The organism is Cryobacterium algoricola (assembly GCF_004402485.1).
In the GTDB taxonomy this organism is placed as follows: Bacteria; Actinomycetota; Actinomycetes; order Actinomycetales; family Microbacteriaceae; genus Cryobacterium; species Cryobacterium algoricola.
This window is the reverse complement of the sequence record NZ_SOFG01000011.1, coordinates 155095-178175: the sequence shown is the minus strand read 5'-3', so window position 1 is coordinate 178175 and position 23081 is coordinate 155095. Positions and strand designations below refer to the sequence as shown.

General features: G+C 71.0%; 20 protein-coding genes. 16 read left to right on the top strand and 4 right to left on the bottom strand.

Translation table 11 applies throughout. The annotated features are described in order from the left end of the window. Positions 1–116: 116 nt before the first annotated feature. From E3O44_RS07575 to E3O44_RS07560, 4 genes are all read left to right on the top strand, one after another. Entirely contained in the window at positions 117–1520 is a 1404-nt protein-coding gene (locus tag E3O44_RS07575) for a ferredoxin reductase family protein (RefSeq protein WP_241976148.1), read from the top strand. Then, entirely contained in the window at positions 1517–2095 is a 579-nt protein-coding gene (locus E3O44_RS07570) for an FMN-binding protein (protein WP_241976146.1), read from the top strand. The genes E3O44_RS07575 and E3O44_RS07570 overlap by 4 nt, the downstream gene beginning before the upstream one ends. Before the next feature lie 39 nt (positions 2096–2134). Next, complete coding sequence (locus E3O44_RS07565; RefSeq protein ID WP_134534075.1) at positions 2135–2944, top strand: FAD:protein FMN transferase; 810 nt, start codon at positions 2135–2137, stop codon at positions 2942–2944. Between the two features lie 148 nt (positions 2945–3092). Next, positions 3093–3371, top strand: coding sequence for a hypothetical protein (locus E3O44_RS07560; protein WP_134534073.1), 279 nt, complete (start codon positions 3093–3095; stop codon positions 3369–3371). Positions 3372–3383: 12 nt separating this feature from the next. Here the strand turns inward: E3O44_RS07560 and E3O44_RS07555 are convergent, their stop codons facing one another. Continuing rightward, positions 3384–3863, bottom strand: a complete 480-nt coding sequence (locus E3O44_RS07555) for a MarR family winged helix-turn-helix transcriptional regulator (RefSeq protein WP_134534071.1) — start codon at positions 3861–3863, stop codon at positions 3384–3386. A 133-nt stretch (positions 3864–3996) separates the two neighbouring features. Between E3O44_RS07555 and E3O44_RS07550 the strand changes: the two genes are divergently transcribed. Both E3O44_RS07550 and E3O44_RS07545 read left to right on the top strand, forming a co-directional pair. Next, positions 3997–4638 (top strand): NADPH-dependent F420 reductase, encoded by a 642-nt coding sequence (locus tag E3O44_RS07550; RefSeq protein WP_134534069.1) that lies wholly within the window; start codon positions 3997–3999, stop codon positions 4636–4638. Positions 4639–4838: 200 nt separating this feature from the next. Beyond that, positions 4839–5441 carry a DUF6518 family protein gene (locus E3O44_RS07545; RefSeq protein ID WP_134534067.1) on the top strand — a complete coding sequence of 201 codons (603 nt, stop codon included), beginning with the start codon at positions 4839–4841 and terminating at the stop codon, positions 5439–5441. Between the two features lie 2 nt (positions 5442–5443). Here the strand turns inward: E3O44_RS07545 and E3O44_RS07540 are convergent, their stop codons facing one another. Continuing rightward, the gene (locus E3O44_RS07540; protein ID WP_134534065.1) at positions 5444–5845 is read right to left on the bottom strand and encodes a DUF3054 domain-containing protein; all 402 of its coding nucleotides are present in this window, start codon (positions 5843–5845) and stop codon (positions 5444–5446) included. A 15-nt stretch (positions 5846–5860) separates the two neighbouring features. Then, positions 5861–6571 (bottom strand): VIT1/CCC1 transporter family protein, encoded by a 711-nt coding sequence (locus E3O44_RS07535; RefSeq protein WP_134534063.1) that lies wholly within the window; start codon positions 6569–6571, stop codon positions 5861–5863. Between the two features lie 208 nt (positions 6572–6779). Here E3O44_RS07535 and E3O44_RS07530 point away from each other — a divergent pair, with 208 nt between their 5' ends. Next, positions 6780–7652 carry an EamA family transporter gene (locus E3O44_RS07530; RefSeq protein ID WP_134534061.1) on the top strand — a complete coding sequence of 291 codons (873 nt, stop codon included), beginning with the start codon at positions 6780–6782 and terminating at the stop codon, positions 7650–7652. 123 nt (positions 7653–7775) lie between these two features. Here E3O44_RS07530 and E3O44_RS07525 read toward each other — a convergent pair whose 3' ends face one another. Continuing rightward, positions 7776–10535 (bottom strand): hypothetical protein, encoded by a 2760-nt coding sequence (locus E3O44_RS07525; protein WP_134534059.1) that lies wholly within the window; start codon positions 10533–10535, stop codon positions 7776–7778. Positions 10536–10738: 203 nt separating this feature from the next. Between E3O44_RS07525 and sucC the strand changes: the two genes are divergently transcribed. The 9 genes from sucC (at position 10739) to E3O44_RS07480 (ending at position 22986) form a co-directional block, all read left to right on the top strand. Then, entirely contained in the window at positions 10739–11908 is a 1170-nt protein-coding gene (sucC, locus tag E3O44_RS07520; protein ID WP_134534057.1) for an ADP-forming succinate--CoA ligase subunit beta, read from the top strand. A gap of 13 nt (positions 11909–11921) precedes the next feature. After that, positions 11922–12809: a succinate--CoA ligase subunit alpha gene (gene sucD / locus E3O44_RS07515; protein ID WP_134449963.1), complete on the top strand. Its 888-nt coding sequence runs from the start codon at positions 11922–11924 to the stop codon at positions 12807–12809. A 119-nt stretch (positions 12810–12928) separates the two neighbouring features. Next, entirely contained in the window at positions 12929–14371 is a 1443-nt protein-coding gene (locus tag E3O44_RS07510) for a cell division protein PerM (RefSeq protein ID WP_174775057.1), read from the top strand. A gap of 9 nt (positions 14372–14380) precedes the next feature. After that, complete coding sequence (purN, locus tag E3O44_RS07505) at positions 14381–14974, top strand: phosphoribosylglycinamide formyltransferase (RefSeq protein ID WP_134534055.1); 594 nt, start codon at positions 14381–14383, stop codon at positions 14972–14974. Next, the gene (gene purH / locus E3O44_RS07500) at positions 14971–16647 is read left to right on the top strand and encodes a bifunctional phosphoribosylaminoimidazolecarboxamide formyltransferase/IMP cyclohydrolase (protein ID WP_134534053.1); all 1677 of its coding nucleotides are present in this window, start codon (positions 14971–14973) and stop codon (positions 16645–16647) included. Before purN ends, purH begins: the two co-directional genes overlap by 4 nt. A gap of 82 nt (positions 16648–16729) precedes the next feature. After that, complete coding sequence (locus tag E3O44_RS07495) at positions 16730–17932, top strand: mechanosensitive ion channel family protein (protein WP_241976144.1); 1203 nt, start codon at positions 16730–16732, stop codon at positions 17930–17932. A 63-nt stretch (positions 17933–17995) separates the two neighbouring features. Then, positions 17996–18784, top strand: coding sequence for a dimethylargininase (ddaH, locus tag E3O44_RS07490; RefSeq protein ID WP_134534050.1), 789 nt, complete (start codon positions 17996–17998; stop codon positions 18782–18784). Positions 18785–19249: 465 nt separating this feature from the next. Next, on the top strand, positions 19250–21184 hold the full coding sequence (locus tag E3O44_RS07485) for an ABC transporter ATP-binding protein (protein ID WP_134534834.1): 1935 nt from the start codon (positions 19250–19252) through the stop codon (positions 21182–21184). Next, positions 21181–22986 (top strand): ABC transporter ATP-binding protein, encoded by a 1806-nt coding sequence (locus E3O44_RS07480; protein ID WP_134534048.1) that lies wholly within the window; start codon positions 21181–21183, stop codon positions 22984–22986. Before E3O44_RS07485 ends, E3O44_RS07480 begins: the two co-directional genes overlap by 4 nt. The last annotated feature ends 95 nt before the right edge of the window (positions 22987–23081 follow it).

Here is a 23081-nt window from a genome sequence, read left to right as displayed (position 1 = left end):
CCGTTCTGCAGCGGACGAGGGGAACCTGTGAACTCGTGCAGCGCACATTGGCGACACACAGGTTACTCTCAGGTGCTCGATAGAGATTCACTGGATTCGCCGGGGATGCTCACCGTATGAGCCTCGACACGCGTGCACGACAGCACAACGCCCCGCCGCGCATCCACCCGAATTACCCGCGGCGGATGCGTCTGGCCGACAGCCTGCAAATCCTCGCGGTGGTCTCGGTGGCGCTCGTCGTCGCGGTCTTCCTCGCCGACGGGGGAGCGGCGAGGATCAGCACACCGGCCGACGCCATCACGGCACTCGGAATCGTCACCGGCCTGGTCGGCACCGACCTGTTGCTCGTGATGATGCTGCTCGCCGCGCGTCTGCCCGCAATCGACAGGGCCTTCGGCCACGACAGCGCGATGGCGCTGCACCAGTCGCTCGGCAAGCCGGCGCTCTACCTGATCCTCGCCCACGCCGTGCTGCTCACCATCGGCTACGCGCTCGTGCAGCCCGCCGGGTTCTTCGACGAGGTATGGATCATGTTCTCGTCGCTGCCGGACATGCCGCTCGCGTTCCTCGGGGTGGGCCTGCTCATCGCCGTGGTGATCACCTCGCTCGTCATCGTGCGGCACAAGTTCCGCTACGAGGTGTGGCACCTCGTGCACCTGCTCTCGTACGTTGCGGTGCTCGTCGCGATTCCGCACCAGCTCAGCGTCGGCACCCTGTTCCGCGAGGGGTCGCTGCAGCGCTACTACTGGCTGGCCCTGTATGCCGGCGTTGCCGGGTCCATCATCCTCTTCCGCTTCATCGTGCCGATCGTGCGCTCGCTGCGGGCTCGCCTCACCGTGGTCGGAGTCGACCAGGAGGCTCGCGGAGTCGTCTCGATCCGCCTCTCCGGCCGTCAGCTGCGCAGCCTCAAGGCGAAGTCCGGCCAGTTCTTCATCTGGCGGTTCTGGACCCCCGGGCTGTGGTGGCAGGCGCACCCGTTCTCGCTCTCTGCCGCGCCGACCCACAATTCCCTCCGAATCACGGTGCGCGGGCTCGGCGACGCGTCCTCCGCGCTGCCCCGCGTGCCCGTCGGCACCCGGGTGAGCTTCGAAGGCCCGTACGGACTCTTCACCGACTTCGCCCGCACCTCGCCTCGGATCGTCCTGATCGCCGCGGGCATCGGGGTCGCCCCGATTCGCTCGCTGCTCGAGACCGCCACGTTCGCACCCGGGCAGGCGACCGTGCTCCTCCGGTCGAGCACGGTCGACGACACCTACCTCGTCGATGAACTCGCGGCCCTGTGCCGGGCCCGCGGCGCCGAACTGCGCATCATCGCAGGCAAGCGCGCCCCCGGAACCAGCAGCTGGCTCCCCGGCGACGCCGTTCAAGCCCGGATCACCCTCGCGACTCTCGTGCCCAAGCTCCGTGAAGCGGATGTCTACATCTGCGGGCCACGCAAGTGGACGGACGAGGTCGTGCGGGACGCCCGGTCAGCCGGCCTGCCGACCCGGCAGATCCACTTCGAAAGGTTCGACTGGTGAGGGCCCGCGCAGTCAGCCTGGCCACCCTGGCATCCCTGTCCGTGCTCGCCGTCGGCTGGCAGGTCGGCGCCCAGGCGAATGCGTCGATGCAGGCGCTCTCGGCGCCGCAGGCGGCGCCAGCGACGATCCCCGCGCCGAGCGCCGGCCCGGCAACGCCGACGCCGACCGCCTCCGCACCGGCCGTCTCCGGCCCGGCGACGGTGTCCGCGGGCTCGACCGCGCCCGCAGTGGCACCCGCCCCTGCGGCACCCGCCCCGGTAGCGCCGGCCCCGGCAGCGCCAGCCCCGGCGGCCCGGCCGACCGGAACCTTCACGGGGTCGACCGTGCAGACCCGTTTCGGCCCGGTGCAGGTCTCCGTCACGATCGCCAATGGCACGATCACCGAGGTCACCGCCCTGCAGCTGACCAATGACGGCGGCCGCTCCGTCGCGATCAGCGCGCAGGCCGCCCCGATCCTCCGGTCCGAGGTGCTCTCCGCCCAATCCGCGAAAGTCAGCAACGTCAGCGGCGCCACATACACCTCGAAGGGGTACACCACCTCCCTGCAGGCGGCGCTCGACACGGCCGGGTTCTAGATCGTGCTTCCGGCAATCGGCGCCGCTAGCGTGGGTGCCATGGACGTGCAGACCTTCGAGACCATGGGCACCGTCGTGAGCCTTCGGATCGGCGGCGCGGCAGGCGGGACGTCCGGTGCGGCGGTCGGTCGCGCGGCGGCAGACGGAGGCCGCGCAGGAGTCCCCGTGCCGGAAGAGGCCCTCGCCGCCGTCCGAAACGTGTTCACCCGCTGGGACGAGCGGTTCAGCCTGTACCGGCCGGACTCGGAGATCAGCAGGATCGCGCGCGGCGACATCCGCCTCACCCAGGCGAGCGCCGACCTGCGCGACTGCTACGCGATCGCGCTCGACTGGCGCGACCGCACGGACGGCGTGTTCACACCGCACCGCGCCGACGGCGTGCTCGACCTGTCCGGGGTCGTGAAGAGCCTCGCGATCGCGGAAGCGGGGGAGGCCCTGCTGGGTCTCGGCCTCTCGGAGTGGTCGGTCAACGCGGGAGGCGACCTGCTCGTGAGCGGCGACCATTCACCCGGTCAGGACTGGGTCGCCGGCATCGTCGATCCGGCGAACCGGGAGGAACTCCTGGCCTCCGTGCCGCTCGTCGCCCCGGTGCGGGCCGTCGCGACCTCGGGAAGCGCCGAGCGCGGCGAGCACATCTGGACGAGCGCGGGCGGCGGGACCTCTCCGTACCGGCAGGTCAGCGTGATCGGGCTCGACATCGTGACCGTCGACGTGCTCGCCACGACGATCGTGGCCGGAGGGGAGGCGGCGCTGAACCGCAGCATCGAGACCTTTCCGATCGAGGTGCTCGCCGTCCTGCGGGACGGCTCGCTCGTCGCCACCGCAGGGCTGCGCTCCGGCCCCGGCTGAGCAGGCCCGGCACCGTTCGCGCCCGATTCCCGCCGGTTATGAACAGGGTCCATCCGGCCCTTGTCGGTGGCGGGGCGGTGGCGTACCGTTGCTCGCGCGGGGGGCACCCAGCGGGGGACGTCCCTCTTCCGACGAGGAGGCAGCGACTATGAGAATTGACCCGGACGGGCTCTGGCCACGGCGAACGGACTCCGGCAGCGACGGCCTGGACGAAGATCGCGACATCGACGACGTCGGGCTCACCCTCGAGGACGACTTGGTTCCGGAGGACGACCCGGACGATGATCTCGATTGGACGATCGACGCCGACGATCGCGCCGTCGAACAGGACGACGAGGACGAGGACGACCGCGGCGTCGACGAGCACAGCATCATCGACATCGATGATGCCGATGAGTTCGACGACGTCGACGACTACGAACGTTAACCCGGGGCGCGCTCAGCTCGGGCGGAGCAGGCGGTGGTCGGGGTCCAGGGTTCCCAGCAGGCTGCCGCAGATCTCGGAGAGCTGGCCGACCTGCCCGGGGGTCAGGGAGTCGAAGACCACCGAGCGCACCTCCTCGACATGGCCGGGCGCGCTCGCGACGACCTTCGCCCAGCCCGCCTCGGTCAGCTGGGCGATCGAGGTGCGACCGTCGCTCGGCGAGGCGCACCGGGTGAGCAGGCCCTGGACTTCGAGCCGGGCGATCACGTGCGACAGGCGGGACAGCGACGAGTTCGTGCGCGCGGCGAGCTCGCTCAGGGCCAGCGACCGGTCGGTGCTCTCGGAGATCATCGCGAGCACGTAGTACTCGAAGTGGCTCAGCCCGGCATCCCGCTTCAACTGCGTCTCGAGTCGTCCCGGAAGGAGCATGGTCACGGCCATCAGGCGCAGCCACGCTTCGCGTTCGTCATCTGTCAGCCAGCGCGGTTCGGTCATGACGAGAATTCTACCTGTTAACTTGACGGTTCAACTAAAAAGTCGTAGCCTTTAGTTGTTGCTTCAAGTAATTGTGACGGGGATCCCGCCGGAGGCAGCATCCACTCGACACTTTTCCGGAGGAAGAACGACTATGACGAACATCACGATCATCGGCAGCGGCAACATGGCTCGCGGCATCGGCACCCGTGCCGTCGTCGCCGGACGCGGCCTCCAGATCCTCGACCGTGACCCCGCCAAGGCGGCGGCGCTTGCCACCGAGCTCGGCGCCGAGGTCACCTCCGGGATGCTGACCAGCCCGCTGACCGGCGACATCGTGGTGCTCGCACTCCCGTTCGACGCCGCCAAGGACGTCGTCACCGCCCTCGGTTCCGCACTGTCCGGCAAGACCGTGATCGACATCACCAACCCCGTCGATTTCAGCACCTTCGACTCCCTCGTCGTCGCCCCCGGCACCTCCGCCGCCGAAGAGCTCGCCGCACTCGCCGCACCCGGAGCGACCATCGTCAAGGCCTTCAACACGACCTTCGCAGGCGCCCTCGTCGCAGGCACCGCCGCCGGCCTCCCGCTCGACGTGTTCATCGCCTCCGACTCCGACGAGGCCAATGCGGCCGTGGCCGCCTTCGTCACCGATGCCGGCCAGCGCCCGATCGTCGTGGGCCCGCTGCGTCGTGCCCGCGAGCTCGAGGGCTTCCAGTTCCTCGTGATGACCCTGCAGGTCAACCCGGCATTCGAAGACTTCAACTGGAACACCTCCCTCAAGGTTCTCGTCTAACCGACCGCCCCTGCCGCAGCCAGCGTCCGCACCCGCGGGGCGCTGGCTGCGGCATTTCGTCGTTGCCGAGGCATAACTCCTGCAGATTCTGCCGGAGGGACTCCCGAGGCCCGGAAACACGCGGCGGCTATCCCGCCGTCTGGAGATGTGCAGGAGTTATGCCGACCAGGGCGGGCGGGTCGGGGACCTAGGCTGGGGCCGTGACCTCCCGAGAGCCCGTACCGCGCCGCCGGGGTGCCGGGTACCTCTGGGCCGCCGCCGCGGGAGTCGCGGCCGGGCTTCTCGCCCGGCTGTCGTTCGCGGTGCTGCCCGCGCCGTGGGACACCCTCGCGAACACGAGTGCGCTCTGGGGCCTCGTGCCGTTCCTCGTCACCGCAGCGCTCCGGGTGCGCGGCTGGGCCGCGGCCGGAGTCGGGGCGCTCGCCCTGCTCACGATGGTCTCCGCGTGGGTGCTCCTGGCGCCGCAGCCGGCATCGCCGCGCATCCTGCTGCTCTGGGGCGTTGTCGGCGTCGCCGCCGGGGCGTTGTGCGGCTGGGCCGGCGCGCTGGCCCGCAGCGCCCTGCCGCGGCAGCGGATCGTCGCCGCGGCGATCATCGGAGGACTCATCCTCGGCGAGGGCCTGTACGGCATCGTGCTCATCGGCGGCCCGCAGTGGTGGTGCGAGGCCCTTGCCGGGGCCGGGTTCGCCGTCGCCTGGGGCCGCAGCCCGATCGAGCGGATGCGCGCGCTCGCAGCAGCGGCGCTCGTCGCGGCCGTGCTCTTCTCGGCCTTCCTCGGCTACGACGCGATCGCGGCCGGCTGAGGCTACCGGACCGGCGTCGCGGTCTGGCGACGCGCACGGATCCGGCGCACCAGCACCGCGATGCCGCGCCAGCCGACCAGGAACAGGCCGAGCACGATCGCCGTCACGACGATGAAGCTCGGCTGAATGCCCTGACCGCTCACGACCCGGAGGAGCAACCCGCCCGCGACCGTCCACAGCCAGACGCCGAGCCCGGTGTAGACGATCCGCTGCGGGGCGTGCCAGGCGCGCATGATCAGCCAGCCGATCGTGAGGCCGCCGAGGAACGGCCACCAGGTCGTCAACACTCCCAGCAGGTTCTCTCCGTGGCTCGCGCGGCCGATCGCCGCGAAGACGAGCACGAGGGCGGCGTCGATGCCCGCCGCGAGCAGAGCGGATGCGGGGAGCGTGCGTGGTGAGGACATGGCACCAGCCTACGGTCAGATCGAGGTGCCGATCAGGGCGCCGATCGCCCAGGTCACGGCGAGGGCGAGCAGGCCGCCGACGAGGACCCGGGCGATCGCACGGCCGCGGGGGCTTCCGCCGAGGTACGCGCTCAGCCAGCCGGTGATCGAGAGCGCGACCGCCACCGCGAGGAAGGTGGCGGGCAGCCGCCACGCAGGCGGTGGCAGCAGCACCGCGAGCAGCGGCAGGATCGCGCCGACGGTGAACGCGAGTGCGGATGCGAACGCCGCGTGCCACGGGTTGGAAAGCTCCTCGGTGCCGATGTGCAGTTCGACCTCGAGGTGCGCGGCGAGGGCATCGTGCGCGGTGAGCTCGTCCGCGACGCGGCGGGCCGTCTCAACGCTCAGCCCCTTCGCCCGGTACATCTCGGCGAGTTCGGCGAGTTCCTGCTCGGGCAGGTTGGCGAGCTCCCAGCGTTCCTTGGCGATCAGGGCGCGTTCGGTGTCGCGTTGGCTGCTGACCGAGACGTATTCGCCGAGGGCCATCGAGATCGCCCCGGCGAGCAGGCTCGCGACTCCGGCGATCAGGATCGCCGCGGCATCCGGGGTGGCCGCGGCGACGCCGACGACGAGTGCCGCGACGGAGACGATGCCGTCGTTTGCTCCGAGCACGCCGGCGCGCAGCCAGTTGAGCCGTTCGGCGTGGCCGGGGGCGTGCGGTTCGATGCCGTGATCGAGTTCAGTCATGCCCGAAGTCAAGCAGCCCCGGGGCGTTCGCGCTACTCACGCCAGCCTGGCCCGGCCCGGTTCGGCCCCGACCCGGGCCCGATCCGACTCTGCCGTCCTTCGCCGTCCCCGGGTCCGCCGTCCCGGCTCTGCCGGCCCGAACGAACGCGGCGCGTCGGCCGCGCACGCGGCATTGCCGCGCCGGGCCGTCGTGCTGGAGGATGGTCTCGTGATTCTGGTGGTCGTGCTGACGCTCGCGTCCGCGCTGTCCTATGGCGTTTCGGATTTCTTCGGAACCCTCGGCGCACGGCGGTTCGGAGTGCTGCCCGCGACGACCCTGACCTACCTGTGGGCGACGGTCGCGCTCAGCGCGGGCCTGATTTCCGTGGGCGGAACCTGGTCGGGGGAGGCCGTGCTCTGGGGTGCGGTCTCGGGGGTGGCCGCCGTCTTCGGCTTCGTGCTGTTCTACCAGGCGCTCACGGTGGGTCCCGTGAGCGTGCTCTCCCCGGTGATTGGCCTCCTCGTCGCCGGGGTGCCGGTCGGCGTCGCCACCGTGGCGGGCACGCAGCTCTCCGGTGCGGCCTGGGTCGCCGTCGGTCTCGCCCTCGCGAGCGCCGTGCTGGTGTCGACCTCGCGCCGCGAGGGAAGCGCGCGGGTGTCCCGCCAGGCCTGGATCGTCGGCATCGGGTCCGGGATCGCGTTCGGCCTGTCCGTCGTCGCGCTCTCCTTCGCCCCCGGGTCCGCCGGGCTGGTCCCCGCCTTCGTGGAGATCGGCCTCGGTCTCCTGCTGCTGCTCGTGCTCGGGATGTGGCGCAGCAGGTCCGCCGGTGGACGCCCGTTCGTGCTGGGCCGGCTTCGGTCGGCCGGGCCGCGCTGGATCGCCGGGAGCATGGTCGCCGGAGTGCTGCTCGGCGTCGGGGACGCCCTCCTGCTCGTCGCCCTGTACTCCGGCAACCTCGCCGTGGTCGGCGTGCTGGTCGCCCTGTATCCGGTGGCGACGATCCTGCTGTCGATCGCGGTCCTCGGGGAGCGCCTCACGCTGCCGCAGTCCATCGGCGTCGGCACCGCCCTCGCCTCCTCCGCCCTCTTCGCGCTCGGCTGACCCCCGGCATCCGCCCCGACCTGTACCTTTCCGGTCGAACGCGGGTGTTGCGCCATTTCGCTGGTGGTGCACCGCCCGCGCAACGGCGCAACACCCGCGCTCGACGACGGAGCCCGGCGGAGGCTAGGCGGGGAGGGTAGTGCCGGCGAGGTCGGCGAGGGCATCGTGGTACTGGCGGGTGCGGTAGTACTCGCCGTGGGTGCCGACCGCGCCCGTGTACCCGCTCGTGTCGATCTCGTCGGCGAAGCGGTCGATCGGGTTGCCCGGCGCCCGGTTCGACCAGGCCGGGAATCCGAGCGGATCGGTCGCCCGCCACAGGCTGATCCAGCGCCGCACCGGGAGCGCGGCAGCGGGCGAAGCCGGTTCCGGCGGCAGCGGGGTCGCCCGGGCGTCGGCCAGCCACGGGTCGGCGCTCCACAGTCGCGGGCGCTGGCACGGCAGGGTGCCGAGCACGTCCGGCCCGAGGATCTCGGGAAAGAACCGTCCGAAGTACGGCCGCACCTGCACGCCGAAGCTCAACAGCGAGACCCGGTCCCGCCGCGCCGACCAGTCCGGGTGCGCGGCCAGCGAGAAGAGCGCGGCGATCGCGACGACCGTGCCCATGCTGTGGGCGGCGAGCACGACCTCCCGCTGCCGCGGCGGCGTGCCGTCCGCCCGGCCGTCCAGCCACCAGAGCACCCGGCGGCAGACCTCGGGCACGGCCCGCTCGGTGTAGCAGGGAGCGCCGAGCGGATGCCCGGCACGCGGCAGGAAACAGGCGAGGTCCCAGACGATCGCGAGCGGCCTCGTCGCCCGCCCGGGGGCCGGACGAAGGACGAGCCCGGCGAGCACGATCACGGCGACGCCTGCCCAGCCGGCCATCGACACGTCGAGCCAGGCGAGCAGCCCGGGCGGGGCGGTGATGCCGTCGGTCGGGACGGACCCCGGTGCCGGTGTCGCGGCATCCGCCGGGACCAGCCGGGGCACGACGAGGGTGAGGACCTCGGTCGCGAGGAGGGCGAGGAAGCCGGCCCCGGCGAGGATCCCGGTGACCGGTTCGACGAGGTGCAGGCGAGCCGCGAGCGCCCGCTTCCGGTCGCGCACGGGACGGAGCAGTGCCACGAGTTCGGCCTCTGATCCCGCCGGCATCGGGGTCTCGCCACCGGGGGCGCCCGGGCCGCCGGGTCCGCCGAAGCCGGGCTCTCCCGCGTCGTCGCCGGTCGTGGCGGGGACGATGTCCACGGTGCCGCCCCCGGCGACGACCGTGCTCGCCGGACCCGGTCCGACGCCGCCGGACCCGGGCGGGCTGTCGTCCGGGCTCCACTCGGCGACGCGCGGGCCCACCCGGCGCGGGCGGATCATGGCGCAGGCAACGGAGAGCGCCGCCGCGGCGAGGAGCGCGAACGCGAGCCCCCCGAACCACGGGTACACGCCAGGCACGGTCAGGACGGGCGTCGCCGGCGACCCGGCCGCGTTCGCCGGCGCACCGAGCAGGGCGCTCGCGCCGGCCCCGCCGTTCAGCCAGGTGCCGACCCCGACCGTGAGGAGGCTCGACAGGATGAGCCCGACGGTGAGGGCGACGGTCAGGAACACGGCCGGCGCGAGGCCGTGCCACGCCTCGAACCGAATTCGGCCGCGCGGGGCGGGGTAGCGGAACGCGGCGCTCGCCGCGATGCAGGCGAGCATGCCGCCGAGGAGCGCGAGCAGCGTGATCGAGGAGATCGAGGCGACGGAGGCCGCCGCCTCCCCGGTCGGTCCGGGGCCCGCCGCGCCGCCGTCGCCGGGGAAGGGCGGGGCAAGCCCGAGGACGACGAGCGCCGCGAGGTGCGTCACGATGCCGAGCAGGACGAGCGCGGTGTGCCACCGGGCCGCCGTCGTGCGTGCGATGGGTTCGACGGGAAGAGTGCGCGTGCAGAACGCGGTCACGAGGGCCGCCAGGAGCAGGGCCCCCGCGACCAGGACGACGACGCCCGCCGCCGTTCCGGACGCGCCTGCGCGCACCCCGGCTCCTCCAGCGCCGCCGGCGAGGGCGGCGCACGAGAGCAGCGAGCTGAGGCTCAGCCCGGCCGCGAGGTGGGTGAGCGAGAGCCGGTGCGTTTCGCCGCGCCGATTCCAGAGCTGCGGCGACTCCAGCAGCGGCGGGGGCGCGACGGTCGGCGTGCCGGGTCGCCCGTCCGCCGGTCGCACGCCCGGTCGTGCCGCCGCCGGCCGGGCAGCGAGGTAGCGGTCGGCGACGTCGTACCGCAGCCGTGCCCCGTTCGAGAGCTGCCAGATGCCGAGGATCATCGCGATCGGCGCGAGCGAGAAGACGGCCATCCGCTGCCCGGTCGTCCACGCGCCGAGGCCGCCGAGTGCACCGGGCAACCCGGAGCAGACCAGCGCCCCGTCGACGTAGCACTGCCGGGCCAGCAGGTCGACGCCGAGGTTCGCGACCGTCGCGACGAGCAGGAGCGTGAGCAGCACGCCGAACAAGCGGATGACCCCGGCCCGCACGCTGAGTCCGCGCGGCACCGCCTGGGTCGGGAGCCGCCAGCACCAGGCGGCAGCGTTGGCGATCGAGAACGGGAGGAGCAGCGCCCAGCCGATCCGGGCGAGCGCGGCGAGGACCGCCCAGACCGGCCCGGTCCCGCCGGGGGTGCTGCGCACCAGCCCGCCCCAGGAGTACGCCTCGCGGCGGATCCGGCGAGGGACGTAGCCGCGCTGCTCCGCGGCATCCGCTGCCCGGCGATGACGCCGGAGGGAGTCGTCCGTCGGCGTCCAGAAGCTGCCGAGCACGTCGCCGGCGGCGAGCTCGACCTCGTCCGGCGGCAGGTCGAGCAGCGCGAACGGCGAGGTGTTGTTGATGCCGTGCACCCGCAGTTCGAGAACATGCGGGGGAGCGGATGTCCTGAACGGTCCGGCCATGCGCGGTCCCTTCCGGGTGTCGGGGGGTGTGGCTGGCATGGTACTGCCGCCCTGACGGTTTGGCGAGGCGGGGGTTACGTGTGACGCTAGAGTTTGAACTGGTCAGATTGTCTCGACGTCGAGCTACATTCGATGCCGGACGCTGTGCCGTCACACCCCTCGTACCCTGCAGGAACGCTCAGTCGTGGATTGGAAAGAGCAGCGTGGACCTTTACGAATATCAGGCAAGAGACCTGTTTGAGCAGTATGGAGTCCCGGTTCTGCCGGGCATCATCGCGGACACACCCGAGGAGGTGCGCGCCGCTGCCGAGAAGCTCGGCGGTGTCGTCGTCGTCAAGGCCCAGGTGAAGGTCGGCGGTCGCGGCAAGGCCGGCGGCGTCAAGGTCGCCAAGACCCCCGACGACGCTTTCGCGGCAGGCCAGGCGATCCTCGGACTCGACATCAAGGGGCACACCGTCAACCGGGTCATGGTCGCCGGCGGTGCGCGCATCAAGCAGGAGTTCTACTTCTCGGTGCTGCTCGACCGCTCCAACCGCTCCTACCTCTCGCTCGCGAGCTACGAGGGCGGCGTCGAAATCGAGGTTCTCGCCGTCGAGAAGCCCGAAGCGCTCGCGTACGTCGCGATCGACCCGAACCTCGGGATCGACCTCGACACCGCACGCCGGATCGCCGTCGAGGCGAAGTTCCCCGCCGAGCTCGTCGAGAAGGTCGCCCCGGTCTTCGTGCAGCTCTACAACGTCTTTAAGGGCGAGGACGCGACGCTCGTCGAGGTCAACCCGCTCGTCCTGACCGAGGAGGGCGACATCATCGCCCTCGACGGCAAGGTCACCCTCGATGAGAATGCCGGCTTCCGCCACCCGAAGCACGCCCTGCTCGAGGACGCGGCCGCCGCTGACCCGCTCGAGGCCAAGGCCAAGCTCAACGACCTCAACTACGTCAAGCTCGACGGCGTCGTCGGCGTGATCGGCAACGGCGCCGGTCTCGTGATGTCCACGCTCGACGTGGTCGCGTACGCGGGCGAGAACTTCGGCGGCGTCAAGCCGGCCAACTTCCTCGACATCGGCGGCGGAGCATCCGCTGAGGTCATGGCGGCCGGACTCGACGTCATCCTCGGCGACCCCCAGGTCAGGAGCGTCTTCGTCAACGTCTTCGGCGGCATCACCGCCTGCGACGCGGTCGCCCGCGGCATCGTCGGCGCGCTCGCCGAGCTCGGCAGCGCCGCGAACAAGCCCCTCGTCGTGCGCCTCGACGGCAACAACGTCGAGGAAGGCCGCCGCATCCTCACCGAGGCCAACCACCCGCTGGTCACCTTGGCCGCCACCATGGACGAGGGCGCCGCCAAGGCCGCCGAGCTCGCCTACGCCGCGAAGTAAGGGATTTTCGAACATGTCTATCTTCCTCAACAAGGACTCCAAGGTCATCGTCCAGGGCATCACCGGCGGTGAGGGCACCAAGCACACCGCCCTCATGCTCAAGGCAGGCACCCAGGTCGTCGGCGGCGTGAACGCCCGCAAGGCCGGCACCACGGTCGTGCACGGCGACGTCGAACTCCCCGTCTTCGGCTCGGTCGCCGAGGCCATCGAGAAGACCGGGGCGGATGTCTCGATCGCCTTCGTCCCGCCGGCCTTCACCAAGGACGCCGTCATCGAAGCCATCGACGCCGAGATCCCGCTGCTCGTCATCATCACGGAGGGCGTCCCGGTCCAGGACTCCGCTGAGTTCTGGGCGTACGCCAAGGCCAAGGGCAACAAGACCCGCATCATCGGGCCGAACTGCCCCGGCATCATCACGCCCGGCGAAGCGCTCGTCGGCATCACACCGGCGAACATCACCGGCAAGGGCCCGGTCGGCCTCGTCTCCAAGTCGGGCACCCTGACCTACCAGATGATGTACGAACTGCGCGACCTCGGCTTCTCGACCGCGATCGGCATCGGCGGCGACCCGATCATCGGCACCACCCACATCGACGCGCTCGAGGCCTTCGAGAACGACCCGGAGACCCTCGCGATCGTCATGATCGGCGAGATCGGCGGCGACGCCGAGGAGAAGGCGGCCGACTACATCCGGGCGCACGTCACCAAGCCCGTCGTTGGCTATGTCGCCGGCTTCACCGCGCCGGAGGGCAAGACCATGGGCCACGCCGGTGCGATCGTCTCCGACGGCGCCGGCACCGCCCAGGGCAAGAAGGAGGCCCTCGAGGCCGCCGGGGTCAAGGTCGGCAAGACGCCGAGCGAGACCGCGACCCTGCTGCGCGAGGTGCTCGCCGCGCTGTAGCCCGGCATCCGCTCGCAGAGCCCACAAGGGGGCCCGCCACCACGGCGGGCCCCCTTTTTTTCGCGCGTCGCGGCGGGGGCGCGGGGACCGGTCAGCCGGGCGAGGTAGGCTCCCACCGGATGAACCGCTTAACGACAGCCCTGCTCGCCGCACTCGAGGCGCTCATTGTCGTAGCCATCGGAGTCGGCGTCTCCCTCGTGCCCCTGACCATCCTGTGGGCCACCCAGTACGGTCTCGCGGTCGACTGGCTCGTCTTCTGGCGCGCCGCCGTCAACGTCTGGCTACTCGGCAACGGCGTCGACCTCGCCGTCCAGCTGGACCCCACGGTCGTCGCCGCGCTCGGCCTGCCCGGCGCGGAGGCCCCGTTCTCGCTCACGATCGCGCTGCTCGGCTTCGCCGTGCTCGCCCTGTTCCTCGGCAGGCACACCGGTCGCCGCGCGGCGGACTCGCCGCACCGCTGGACCGGCGTCCTGACCGCGATCCCCGTCTACGGGCTGCTCGCGACCCTGCTCACCCTGACCGTCGGCACGGATGCCCTGCAGCCGTCGATCCCGCAGGGCGTGCTCCTGCCCACGGCCGTGTTCGCCGCCGGGGTGTTCATCGGCGCGCGTCATCGGACCGAGTCGCCGGAGCACCCGGTCTCCGGCCAGGCGCCTCACCTTCCCGGGGCGTCCGCCCACCCGGCGCCCGGTCGCGGGGCCACCGGCCGCCCCGCAGTGGCCGGCACCGGTGGGGGATCCGCGGGCGCGGCATCCGCTTCGCGCACGACGCGCCCGGCCTGGCTGCGCGCCCTTCCCGCGTTCCCCGCGCTTCCCGCCCTGCCGCGACTGCCCCGGCTGCCGGAGGTGCCTGCCGAATGGCGCTCGATCCTGGCCGGCGCCCTCCGTGCCGGCTTCGGTGCCGCGACCGGGACGATCGGCGTCGCGGCCCTCGCCGTCTTCGTGCTCGTGCTCAGCAACTTCGCGACGATCATCGGACTCTACGAGACCGTGCAGGCCGGCGTGATGGGCGGCATCACCCTGACGATCGCCCAGCTCGCCCTCATTCCCAACCTCGTGATCTGGGCGGCGGCCTGGTTCGTCGGACCCGGCGTCGCCGTCGGCCTGGGCTCGAGCGTGTCCCCGGTCGGCACCGTCCTCGGCCAGGTGCCCGGCCTGCCGCTGCTCGGGGTGCTCCCGCACGGCAGCCTCGCCTTCGGGTATCTCGGGTTGCTCGTGCCCGTGCTCCTCGGCTTTCTCGCGGCCGTCGCGACCCGGCAGCGCCAGTACCGTGCGGGCGGGGCCGGCGTCGGTCGCGGCCGGCTCGCGCTCACCGGCGTCCTGGCCGGCGTCGTCGCCGGAATTGTCCTCGGAGTGCTGGCCTGGTGGTCCGGCGGGGCGCTCGGACCGGGCCGTCTCGTCGACGTCGGACCGAACCCGATGCTGGTCGGCGCTTTCGCCGCGCTCGAGGTCGGCGTCGCCGCGGTGCTCGGTATGCTGACGCCCCCGATCCGGACGCGCGGGGCCGCCTCCCCTGCCTCGGCCCCCGCCCCGGCCTCACCGGCGAGGACCGGCAAACGATAGGCTCGACCAGTGCTGTCATTGGTCGTATTGATTTCCGGCGGGGGATCCAACCTCCGTTCCCTCCTGGAAGCGTGCCAGGATGCCGAGTACCCGGCGCGGGTCGTGGCGATCGGCGCCGACCGGGACGCGGACGGCCTCGACCTCGGTGAAGAATTCGGCGTGTCCACCTTCACCGTGCCGTACAGCTCCTTCGACTCCCGTGAGGCGTGGGGCGACGAGCTGCTCGCCGTCATCCGGCAGTGGTCACCCGACCTCGTCGTGCTGAGCGGTTTCATGCGCCTCCTGCCCGCCCGGGTCGTCGCCGCGCTGTCCCCGAACCTGCTCAACACGCATCCGGCCTACCTGCCCGAGTTCCCCGGAGCCCACGGGGTGCGCGACGCGCTCGCCGCGGGCGTTCCAGAGACCGGAGCCAGCCTCATCGTCGTCGACACCGGTGTCGACGACGGCCCCATCGTCGCGCAGGAACGGGTTCCGGTGCTTCCGGACGACACCGAGGACTCCCTGCACGCCAGGATCAAGATCGTCGAACGGCGCCTGCTCGTGCAGGCCGTTCTCGACATCGCCAACGGAAACACGAACCTCAAGGAGCACTCCCAGATATGAGCGGGCACAGCAACGACCAGAGCCTTTACCGCGAACGCGACGTCGTCCCGGTGCGGCGGGCGCTCATCTCGGTGAGCGACAAGACCGGCCTGGTCGAGCTTGCGGCCGCCCTCGTGGCGACCGGCGTCGAAATCGTGTCGACAGGGTCGACCGCGGCGAGCATCCGTGCCGCCGGCTTCGCCGTGACCGATGTCGCCGCCGTCACGGGCTTCCCCGAGTCCCTCGACGGCCGGGTCAAGACCCTGCACCCCGGAGTGCACGCCGGCATCCTCGCCGACCTGCGCCTCGCCGCCCACGAGGCCCAGCTCACCGAGCTCGGCATCGCGCCCTTCGAACTCGTCGTGGTGAACCTGTACCCCTTCGTCGAGACCGTGAACTCCGGCGCCCCCGCAGCGGAGGTCATCGAGCAGATCGACATCGGCGGCCCCGCACTCGTGCGCGCCGCGGCGAAGAACCACCCGAACGTCGCGATCGTCGTCGACCCCGAGAACTACGGCGAGATCGTCGCCGCCGTCGAGGCAGGCGGCACGACGCTCGAGCTTCGTCGCAAGCTCGCTTCCCTCGCCTTCGAACACACGGCCGGCTACGACCTGAGCGTCTCCGCCTGGTTCACCGAGAATGTCTACGACCAGTGGCAGGACGACACCGAGGCCCTCGACGAGGCCATCCTCGACGAGTTCGACGCCGTGATCGGCACCGCATTCGACGACGAGGGCCCCTTCCCGGCCACCCTCGCGATCGAGGCCACCCGCGGCAGCGTGCTCCGCTACGGCGAGAACTCGCACCAGGCCGCAGCGCTGTACCTCGGCGACGGCGGAGAAGGCATCGCCCAGGCTGTGCAGCGCCACGGCAAGGAGATGTCGTACAACAACTACGTCGACGCCGACGCGGCCGTGCGCGCCGCCTTCGACTTCGCCGAACCCGCCGTCGCCATCATCAAGCACGCCAACCCGTGCGGCATCGCCGTGGCCAACCCCAAGGCACCGGATGCGATCGCCTCCGCCCACAAGCGGGCTCACGACTGCGACCCGGTCTCCGCGTTCGGCGGGGTCATCGCGGCCAACCGCATCGTGACCCTCGGCATGGCCGAGACGGTCAGCCAGATCTTCACCGAGGTCCTCGTCGCACCCGGCTTCGAACCCGCCGCGTTCGAACTGCTCAGCCAGAAGAAGAACATCCGCCTGCTCGAGCTTCCGGAGAACTACCACCGGTCCTCGCTCGAGCTGCGCCAGATCTCCGGCGGGCTGCTCGTGCAGGAGACGGACTCCTTCGAGGACTTCGACTCCTCGACCTGGACCCTCGTCGCCGGCGAGGAGGTCGACGCGGCCACCCGCGCCGACCTCGAGTTCGCGTGGAAGGCCTGCCGCTCCGTGAAGTCGAACGCGATCCTGCTCGCCCGCTCCGGGGCATCCGTCGGGGTGGGCATGGGCCAGGTCAACCGAGTCGACTCGTGCCACCTCGCCGTGCTGCGCGCCGGGGACCGTGCCGCCGGCTCCGTCGCGGCGTCCGACGCGTTCTTCCCGTTCGCCGACGGCCTCCAGGTGCTCCTCGAGGCCGGGGTCACCGCGGTCGTTCAGCCCGGCGGTTCGGTGCGCGACCCCGAGGTCATCGCCGCGGCCACCGAGGCCGGCGTCGCGATGTACTTCACCGGGGAGCGTCACTTCTTCCACTGAGCCGCGGAGGCTCCTGCCAGCGGGATCTGGCACGATGGAAGTGTCCGGGTCGCTAGCCGGTGTTCCGGGCGAAGGGACACCCGTGCCATTCCTCGATGGTTTCATCGAACCCGCCTTCTTGATCGCGATCGTCATCGCGGTGGTCGCCGCGCTCGCGATCACCGCGATCGCCGCGTTCGTCTTCCGGATGGCCGCGCGCAAGCGGGCCTGGGCGCGCACGTTCATCCGCCTGTGCCGGCGCCCGTTCCGGATCGTGATCCTGATCGGAGCCCTCTGGATCGCGACGTCCGTGTATCTCGTGACGACGCCCGAGCTGTCCCGCGCGGTCGACTTCATCATGCGCGCCCTGTTCATCGCGGCGGCGACCTGGCTCGTCGCGGCCTTGATGTACTTCTTCGAGGAGGTCATCGCCGCGCGCTACCGCATCGACGTGCGGGACAACCGGGTGGCCCGGCGGGTCCGCACCCAGTTGCGCATGCTCCGCCGGATCAGCGTCGTGGTGGTCATCGTCTGCGCGATCGGCACGGTGCTCCTGAGCATCCCGGGGGCCGCGGCGGTCGGGGCGAGCCTCTTCGCCTCGGCGGGACTGCTGAGCGTCGTCGCCGGCCTCGCCGCCCAGTCGAGCCTCGCCAACGTCTTCGCCGGCATGCAACTGTCGTTCAGCAACGCCCTGCGCGTCGACGACGTCGTCATCGTCGAGAACGAATGGGGCAGGATCGAGGAGATCACCCTCACCTACATCGTCGTGCACATCTGGGACGACCGGCGGATGGTGCTCCCCTCGACCTACTTCACGACCACGCCGTTCCAGAACTGGACCCGTCGCACGAGCGAACTGCTCGGCTCCGTCGAGTTCGACGTCGACTGGCGGGTCAGCGCGGTGGCCATGCGCGAGGAACTCAACCGGATCGTCGCGCAGACCGAGCTCTGGGACCGGCGCGTCGCCGTGCTCCAGGTGACGGATGCCGTCGGCGGTTTCGTCCGCATCCGCGTGCTGGTCTCGGCGGGGGATGCCGCCATGCTCTGGGACCTGCGCTGCATCGTGCGGGAGAACCTGGTCGCCTGGCTCGTCGCCGAGAACCCCGAAGCCCTCCCGCTCGGCCGCGTCGAGGTACGGCAACCGGGCCGCCGACCGTCCGGGTCCGCGGCGCCCAGGCCCGCAGGGGCCCAACGCCCGGTCACCGAGGCGCCCGGTCTGTTCTCCGGTGACTCCGAGGCCGTGCACCGTGGCGAGGAATTCACCCGCTCGATGCCGATCCAGGAAGTCAACGACCAGAAATTCTGACCAGGCGGGCACGGCGGCGAGCACCCGGCGAACCCACACCCGGCGGACCCATACACTGTCGGGATGGACATCCCCGCACTCGACCCCGCCGCCCGCCGGATCGCCCTGGTTCGCCGCCCCGCCGACAACCTCGCCGAGGGCCAGCTCACGCACATCGAGCGTGTGCCCGTCGACCTCGGTCTCGCGCGCACGCAGTGGGACGGCTACGTCGCGGCACTCGCCGCGGAGGGGTGGGACATCGTCGAAGTCGAACCGGCCCCGTCGCTGCCAGACTCGGTCTTCATCGAGGATGCCGTGATCTCCTTCGGCGACGTGGCCGTCCTGACCAGCCCGGGTGCCCCGACCCGCAGGGACGAGACCTCGGGGGCCGAGGCCGCCGTCCGCAGCCTCGGCGTCCCGGTGCACCACCTCGTGCTGCCCGGCACCCTCGACGGCGGCGACGTGCTCAAGATCGGACGCGACGTCTACGTCGGCCGCAGCCTGCGCACGAACGACGCCGGAATCGACCAGCTCCGCGACATCCTCGCCCCGCTCGGTTACACGGTCGTCCCTGTCCCGATCAGCAAGGTCCTGCACCTCAAGTCCGCCGTCACCGCCCTCCCCGACGGAACCGTGATCGGCTATCCGCCCCTCGTCGACGACTCCACGGTGTTCGATCCGTTCCTGCCCGTCCCCGAGGAATACGGCACCGCCGTGGTCGTGCTCGCCCCGGACGCCGTGCTGATGTCGAGCGCGGCTCCGCTCTCCGCCGCCCTGTTCGCCGCCCGCGGCTACCGCGTCGTCACCGTCGACATCTCCGAATTCGAGAAGCTCGAGGGCTGCGTCACCTGCCTGAGCGTACGCATCCGCTGACCCGAAGCCTGCCCCTCAAACGGGTGCTTGCGTCCAGACGCGGTGTGGTCGTAGTCTGGAAGGCTGCCTGACCCGGGGAGCACCACGAGAATCGACGCGCTCAGGAGGCCGACATGACACAGACAGCACAGCCACAGCTCGCTCAGGATGCGATCACCGGCGCTGGCTCTGCCGTGGGCCTCCGCGACAGCGCGGCCTAGCCACTCGATCCGCACCGCGCGCCGGCTCCCTCCTCCAGCACCCCGCCCGTAACCCGCAGCCCGCGACCGGCATCCCGCCGTCGCGCTCGTATGGTAGCGCCCAGCTTCCCGCCCCACTGTCGATCGCGACCCTGACGCGACGTCTTCGACTCCTCGACGCCCACCGCAGCCCGGTCGGCGACCTCGGCACCATGTATCCGAACAGGCTCCACTCGTGACCCAGATCACACCCACCACTCCTCTCGACACCACCCCGCACACTCCCATGGACACGACCCCGAACCCGGCAACCGCCTCCACGACCCCGGCCGCGGCCCAGACCGCGTCTGCCCGCAAGCGTGCGAGCACGCTGCGCACCCTGCTGCGCCTGTTCCCCTACGTGCGCCCCGCGCTGCCCCGGCTCGTCCTCGGCATGATCGCGGCCCTCCTGGCCGCCGTCGTTGCCCTTGCGATCCCACAGGTGCTGCAGGGCCTCGTCGACGGCGCCCTTTCCCGGCAGGATCCCGCCGGGATCTGGCCTGCCGTCCTGCTGATCCTCGGTCTCGGCGTGCTCGAGGCGATCCTGATCGCGCTCCGCCGCTGGTTCGTGCTGGTGCCGGGCACCCACGTCGAGGCGAGCATGCGCAACGCGCTCTACGCGCGCCTGCAGGACCTGCCGGTCTCCTTCCACGACCGCTGGCCGAGCGGGCAGTTGCTGTCCCGTGCGGTGAGCGACCTCAACCTGATCCGGCGCTGGATCTCCTTCGGCCTGGTCCTCCTCGTCGTCAATATCGTCACGATCGTGATCGGCGCCGCTGTGCTCGTGTCGATGAACTGGATCCTCGGCGTCGTGTTCATCGTCTGCTCGATCCCGCTCTGGATCGTCGGGTACCTGTTCGAGGAGAAGTACTCCGTTGTGGCCCGGCGCAGCCAGGACCAGGCCGGCGACCTCGCGACCGCCGTCGAGGAGTCCGTCCACGGCATCCGCGTGCTCAAGGCCTTCGGGCGCGGCAGCTTCGCGCTCAAGAACTTCTCCCAGCAGGCCGAGGACCTCCGGGGCACCGAGATCGAGAAGGCGCGTGCGATCGCCGGCATCTGGCTCTGGCTCCTGATGGTGCCCGACGTCGCGTTCGCGCTGTGCCTCGTCGCCGGGGTCTGGCTCGCCGCCCAGGGCGAGCTCAGCGTCGGCGGCCTCGTCGCGTTCTTCGCGACGGCGACGGTGTTGCGCTGGCCGGTCGAGTCGATCGGGTTCCTGCTGTCGATGACCTTCGACACCCGCACCGCGACCGACCGGTATTTCGACGTGCTCGACGCCCCGAACAGCATCACGGACCCCGCCAGGCCGGTCACGCTCGCCGCGCCCCGCGGCCGGCTCGCCTTCGAGGACGTCCACTTCCGCTACCCGGACTCGCCCGCGCGTTTCCCCGACCTGCTCGACGGCGTCAACCTCGTGCTGCAGCCGGGGGAGACCATGGCGCTCGTCGGCCTGACCGGGTCGGGCAAGTCCACCCTCACCGCGCTCACCACCCGCCTCTACGACGTCACCCAGGGTGCGGTCACCCTCGACGGCGTCGACGTGCGCGCGTTCGGCCGCGAGGAACTGCGCGGCCATCTCGCGATGGCATTCGAGGACGCGACACTGTTCTCGGCGTCCGTGCGCGACAACGTGCTGCTCGGCCGGCCCGAGTTCGCCGAGCGGTCGGCGGCAGCGGATGCCGCGCTCGACGAGGCCCTCCAGATCGCGCAGGCCGGTTTCGTGCGTGACCTGCCCGACGGTGTCGACACCCTCGTCGGCGAGGAGGGCATGAGCCTCTCCGGCGGTCAGCGCCAGCGGATCGCGCTCGCCCGCGCGGTCACGGCGAAGCCGGCGGTGCTCGTGCTCGACGACCCGCTCTCCGCGCTCGACGTGGACACCGAGTCCCTCGTCGAGGCCGCGCTCCGCGAGGTGCTCGCCTCGACGACGGCGCTCATCGTCGCGCACCGGCCGTCGACGGTGACGCTCGCCGACCGGGTCGCCCTGCTCGAGGACGGCCGGATCACCGCGGTCGGCCGGCACTCCGAGCTCCTGCGCACCAACGAGCACTACCGGTTCGTGATCTCGAGCCTCGAAGACGAAGAACGGCGCGACGCCACCCGGCAGGTCGCCAGGGACGAATCGGCTGCACGCGCAGAGCGGATCGCACGAACAGAACAGATCGCACGAGAGGAGGCCGCACGATGAGCGTCACCGGAGTGGAAGGCGAAGAACGCAACAACTTCACCACGGCCGAGAGCAAGCAGATCCGCGCGCGCTCGCTGCGCCTGCTCGGTTCGCTGCTCCGACCGGTGCGCTGGCGGGTCACCGCGGCGATGCTCGTCGTGGTGCTCTCGACCGCGGCGCAGGTCGCAGGTCCCGCCCTGATCGCGTACGGGATCGACCGGGGGCTGCCTGCCCTCCTCGCCCAGGACTGGCTCCCGCTCGCGGCGACCGGCGGGGTCTACCTCCTCACCGGCGTGATCGGGGCGATCCTGATCGCCTGGTACACGATGATGTCGGCCAGGATCAGCCAGGCGGTGCTGATCGACCTCCGCAAACGGGTGTTCCTGCAGACCCAGCGGCTCAGCCTCGAGTTCCACGAGTCGTACACCTCCGGGCGGATCATCTCCCGGCAGACGAGCGACCTCGACGCGATCCGCGAGCTGCTCGACTCGGGCATCAACCAGCTCGTGCAGGGCCTGTTGTACATGACCTTCACGGCGATCGCGCTCGTGACCCTCGACGGCATCAGCGGCCTCGTGCTTCTGGGCTCCCTGATCCCGTTGTTCGCGCTCACCCGCTGGTTCCAGGTGCGCTCGCAGACGCTGTTCCGTCGGTCCAGGACCGCATCGGCGAGCCTGATCGTGAAGTTCGTCGAGACGATGACGGGCATCCGCGCCGTCAAGGCGTTCCGCGCGGAGAAACGCAACGAAGAGGTCTTCGGCGGCCTCGTCGAGGACTACCGGAAGGTCAACGGCCGGGTCATCCAGCTGTTCGGAATCTTCGATCCCGGGCTCATCCTGATCGGTAACATCGCCGTCGCCGTCGTGCTCCTCCTCGGCGGGTTCCGCGTCGTCGACGGGCAGCTCGCGATCGGCGCGCTGCTCGCGGCACTGCTCTACACCCGGCGGTTCTTCGACCCGATGGAGGAGATGGCGATGTTCTACAACTCCTACCAGTCCGCCGCCGCTGCACTCGAGAAGATCTCCGGAGTGCTCGAGGAACACCCGGGAGTGCCGGACCCGGTCGCCCCCATCGACCTGTGGGAGGCACACGGCGCCGTCACGTTCGAAGGGGTGCGCTTCGAGTACCAGGCAGACCGCGTGGTGCTGCCGGCCTTCGACCTCCGGATTCCGGCCGGCCAGACCATCGCCCTCGTCGGTTCGACCGGGGCGGGCAAGTCGACGCTCGCCAAGCTCATGGCGCGATTTTACGATCCCACCGACGGCACGGTGCTGCTCGACGGGGTCGACCTGCGCCGGCTGCACCCGAAGGACCTCCGCCGCGCCATCGTGATGGTCACCCAGGAGGCCTACCTGTTCAGCGGGTCCGTCGCAGACAACATCGCGATCGGCAAGCCGGATGCGTCCCCCGCCGAGATCGTCGCGGCGGCGAAGGCCGTCGGTGCGCACGAGTTCATCGAGAACCTCCCCGGCGGCTACGACACCGACGTGAACAAGCGCGGCGGCCGGGTGTCCGCGGGGCAGCGCCAGCTGATCTCGTTCGCACGGGCCTTCCTCGCCGACCCGGCGGTGCTGATCCTCGACGAGGCGACGTCCTCGCTCGACATCCCGAGCGAGCGGCTCGTGCAGCAGGCGCTGCAGACCCTGCTCGCCGACCGCACGGCCGTCATCATCGCGCACCGGCTGTCCACGGTCGCGATCGCCGACCGGGTGCTCGTGATGGAGCACGGGATCATCGTCGAAGACGGCGCCCCCGACGACCTGATCGACGGCACCGGACGGTTCGCCCAGCTGCACGCGGCCTGGCGCGAATCACTCGTGTAGGAGCATCCGCCCGCCTGACAGCGGATGCGTGTCCGCGAGAGTACGAAAACGGCCCCTTCGCTGCGCGCGAAGGGGCCGTTTCTCCGCTCTCGCGG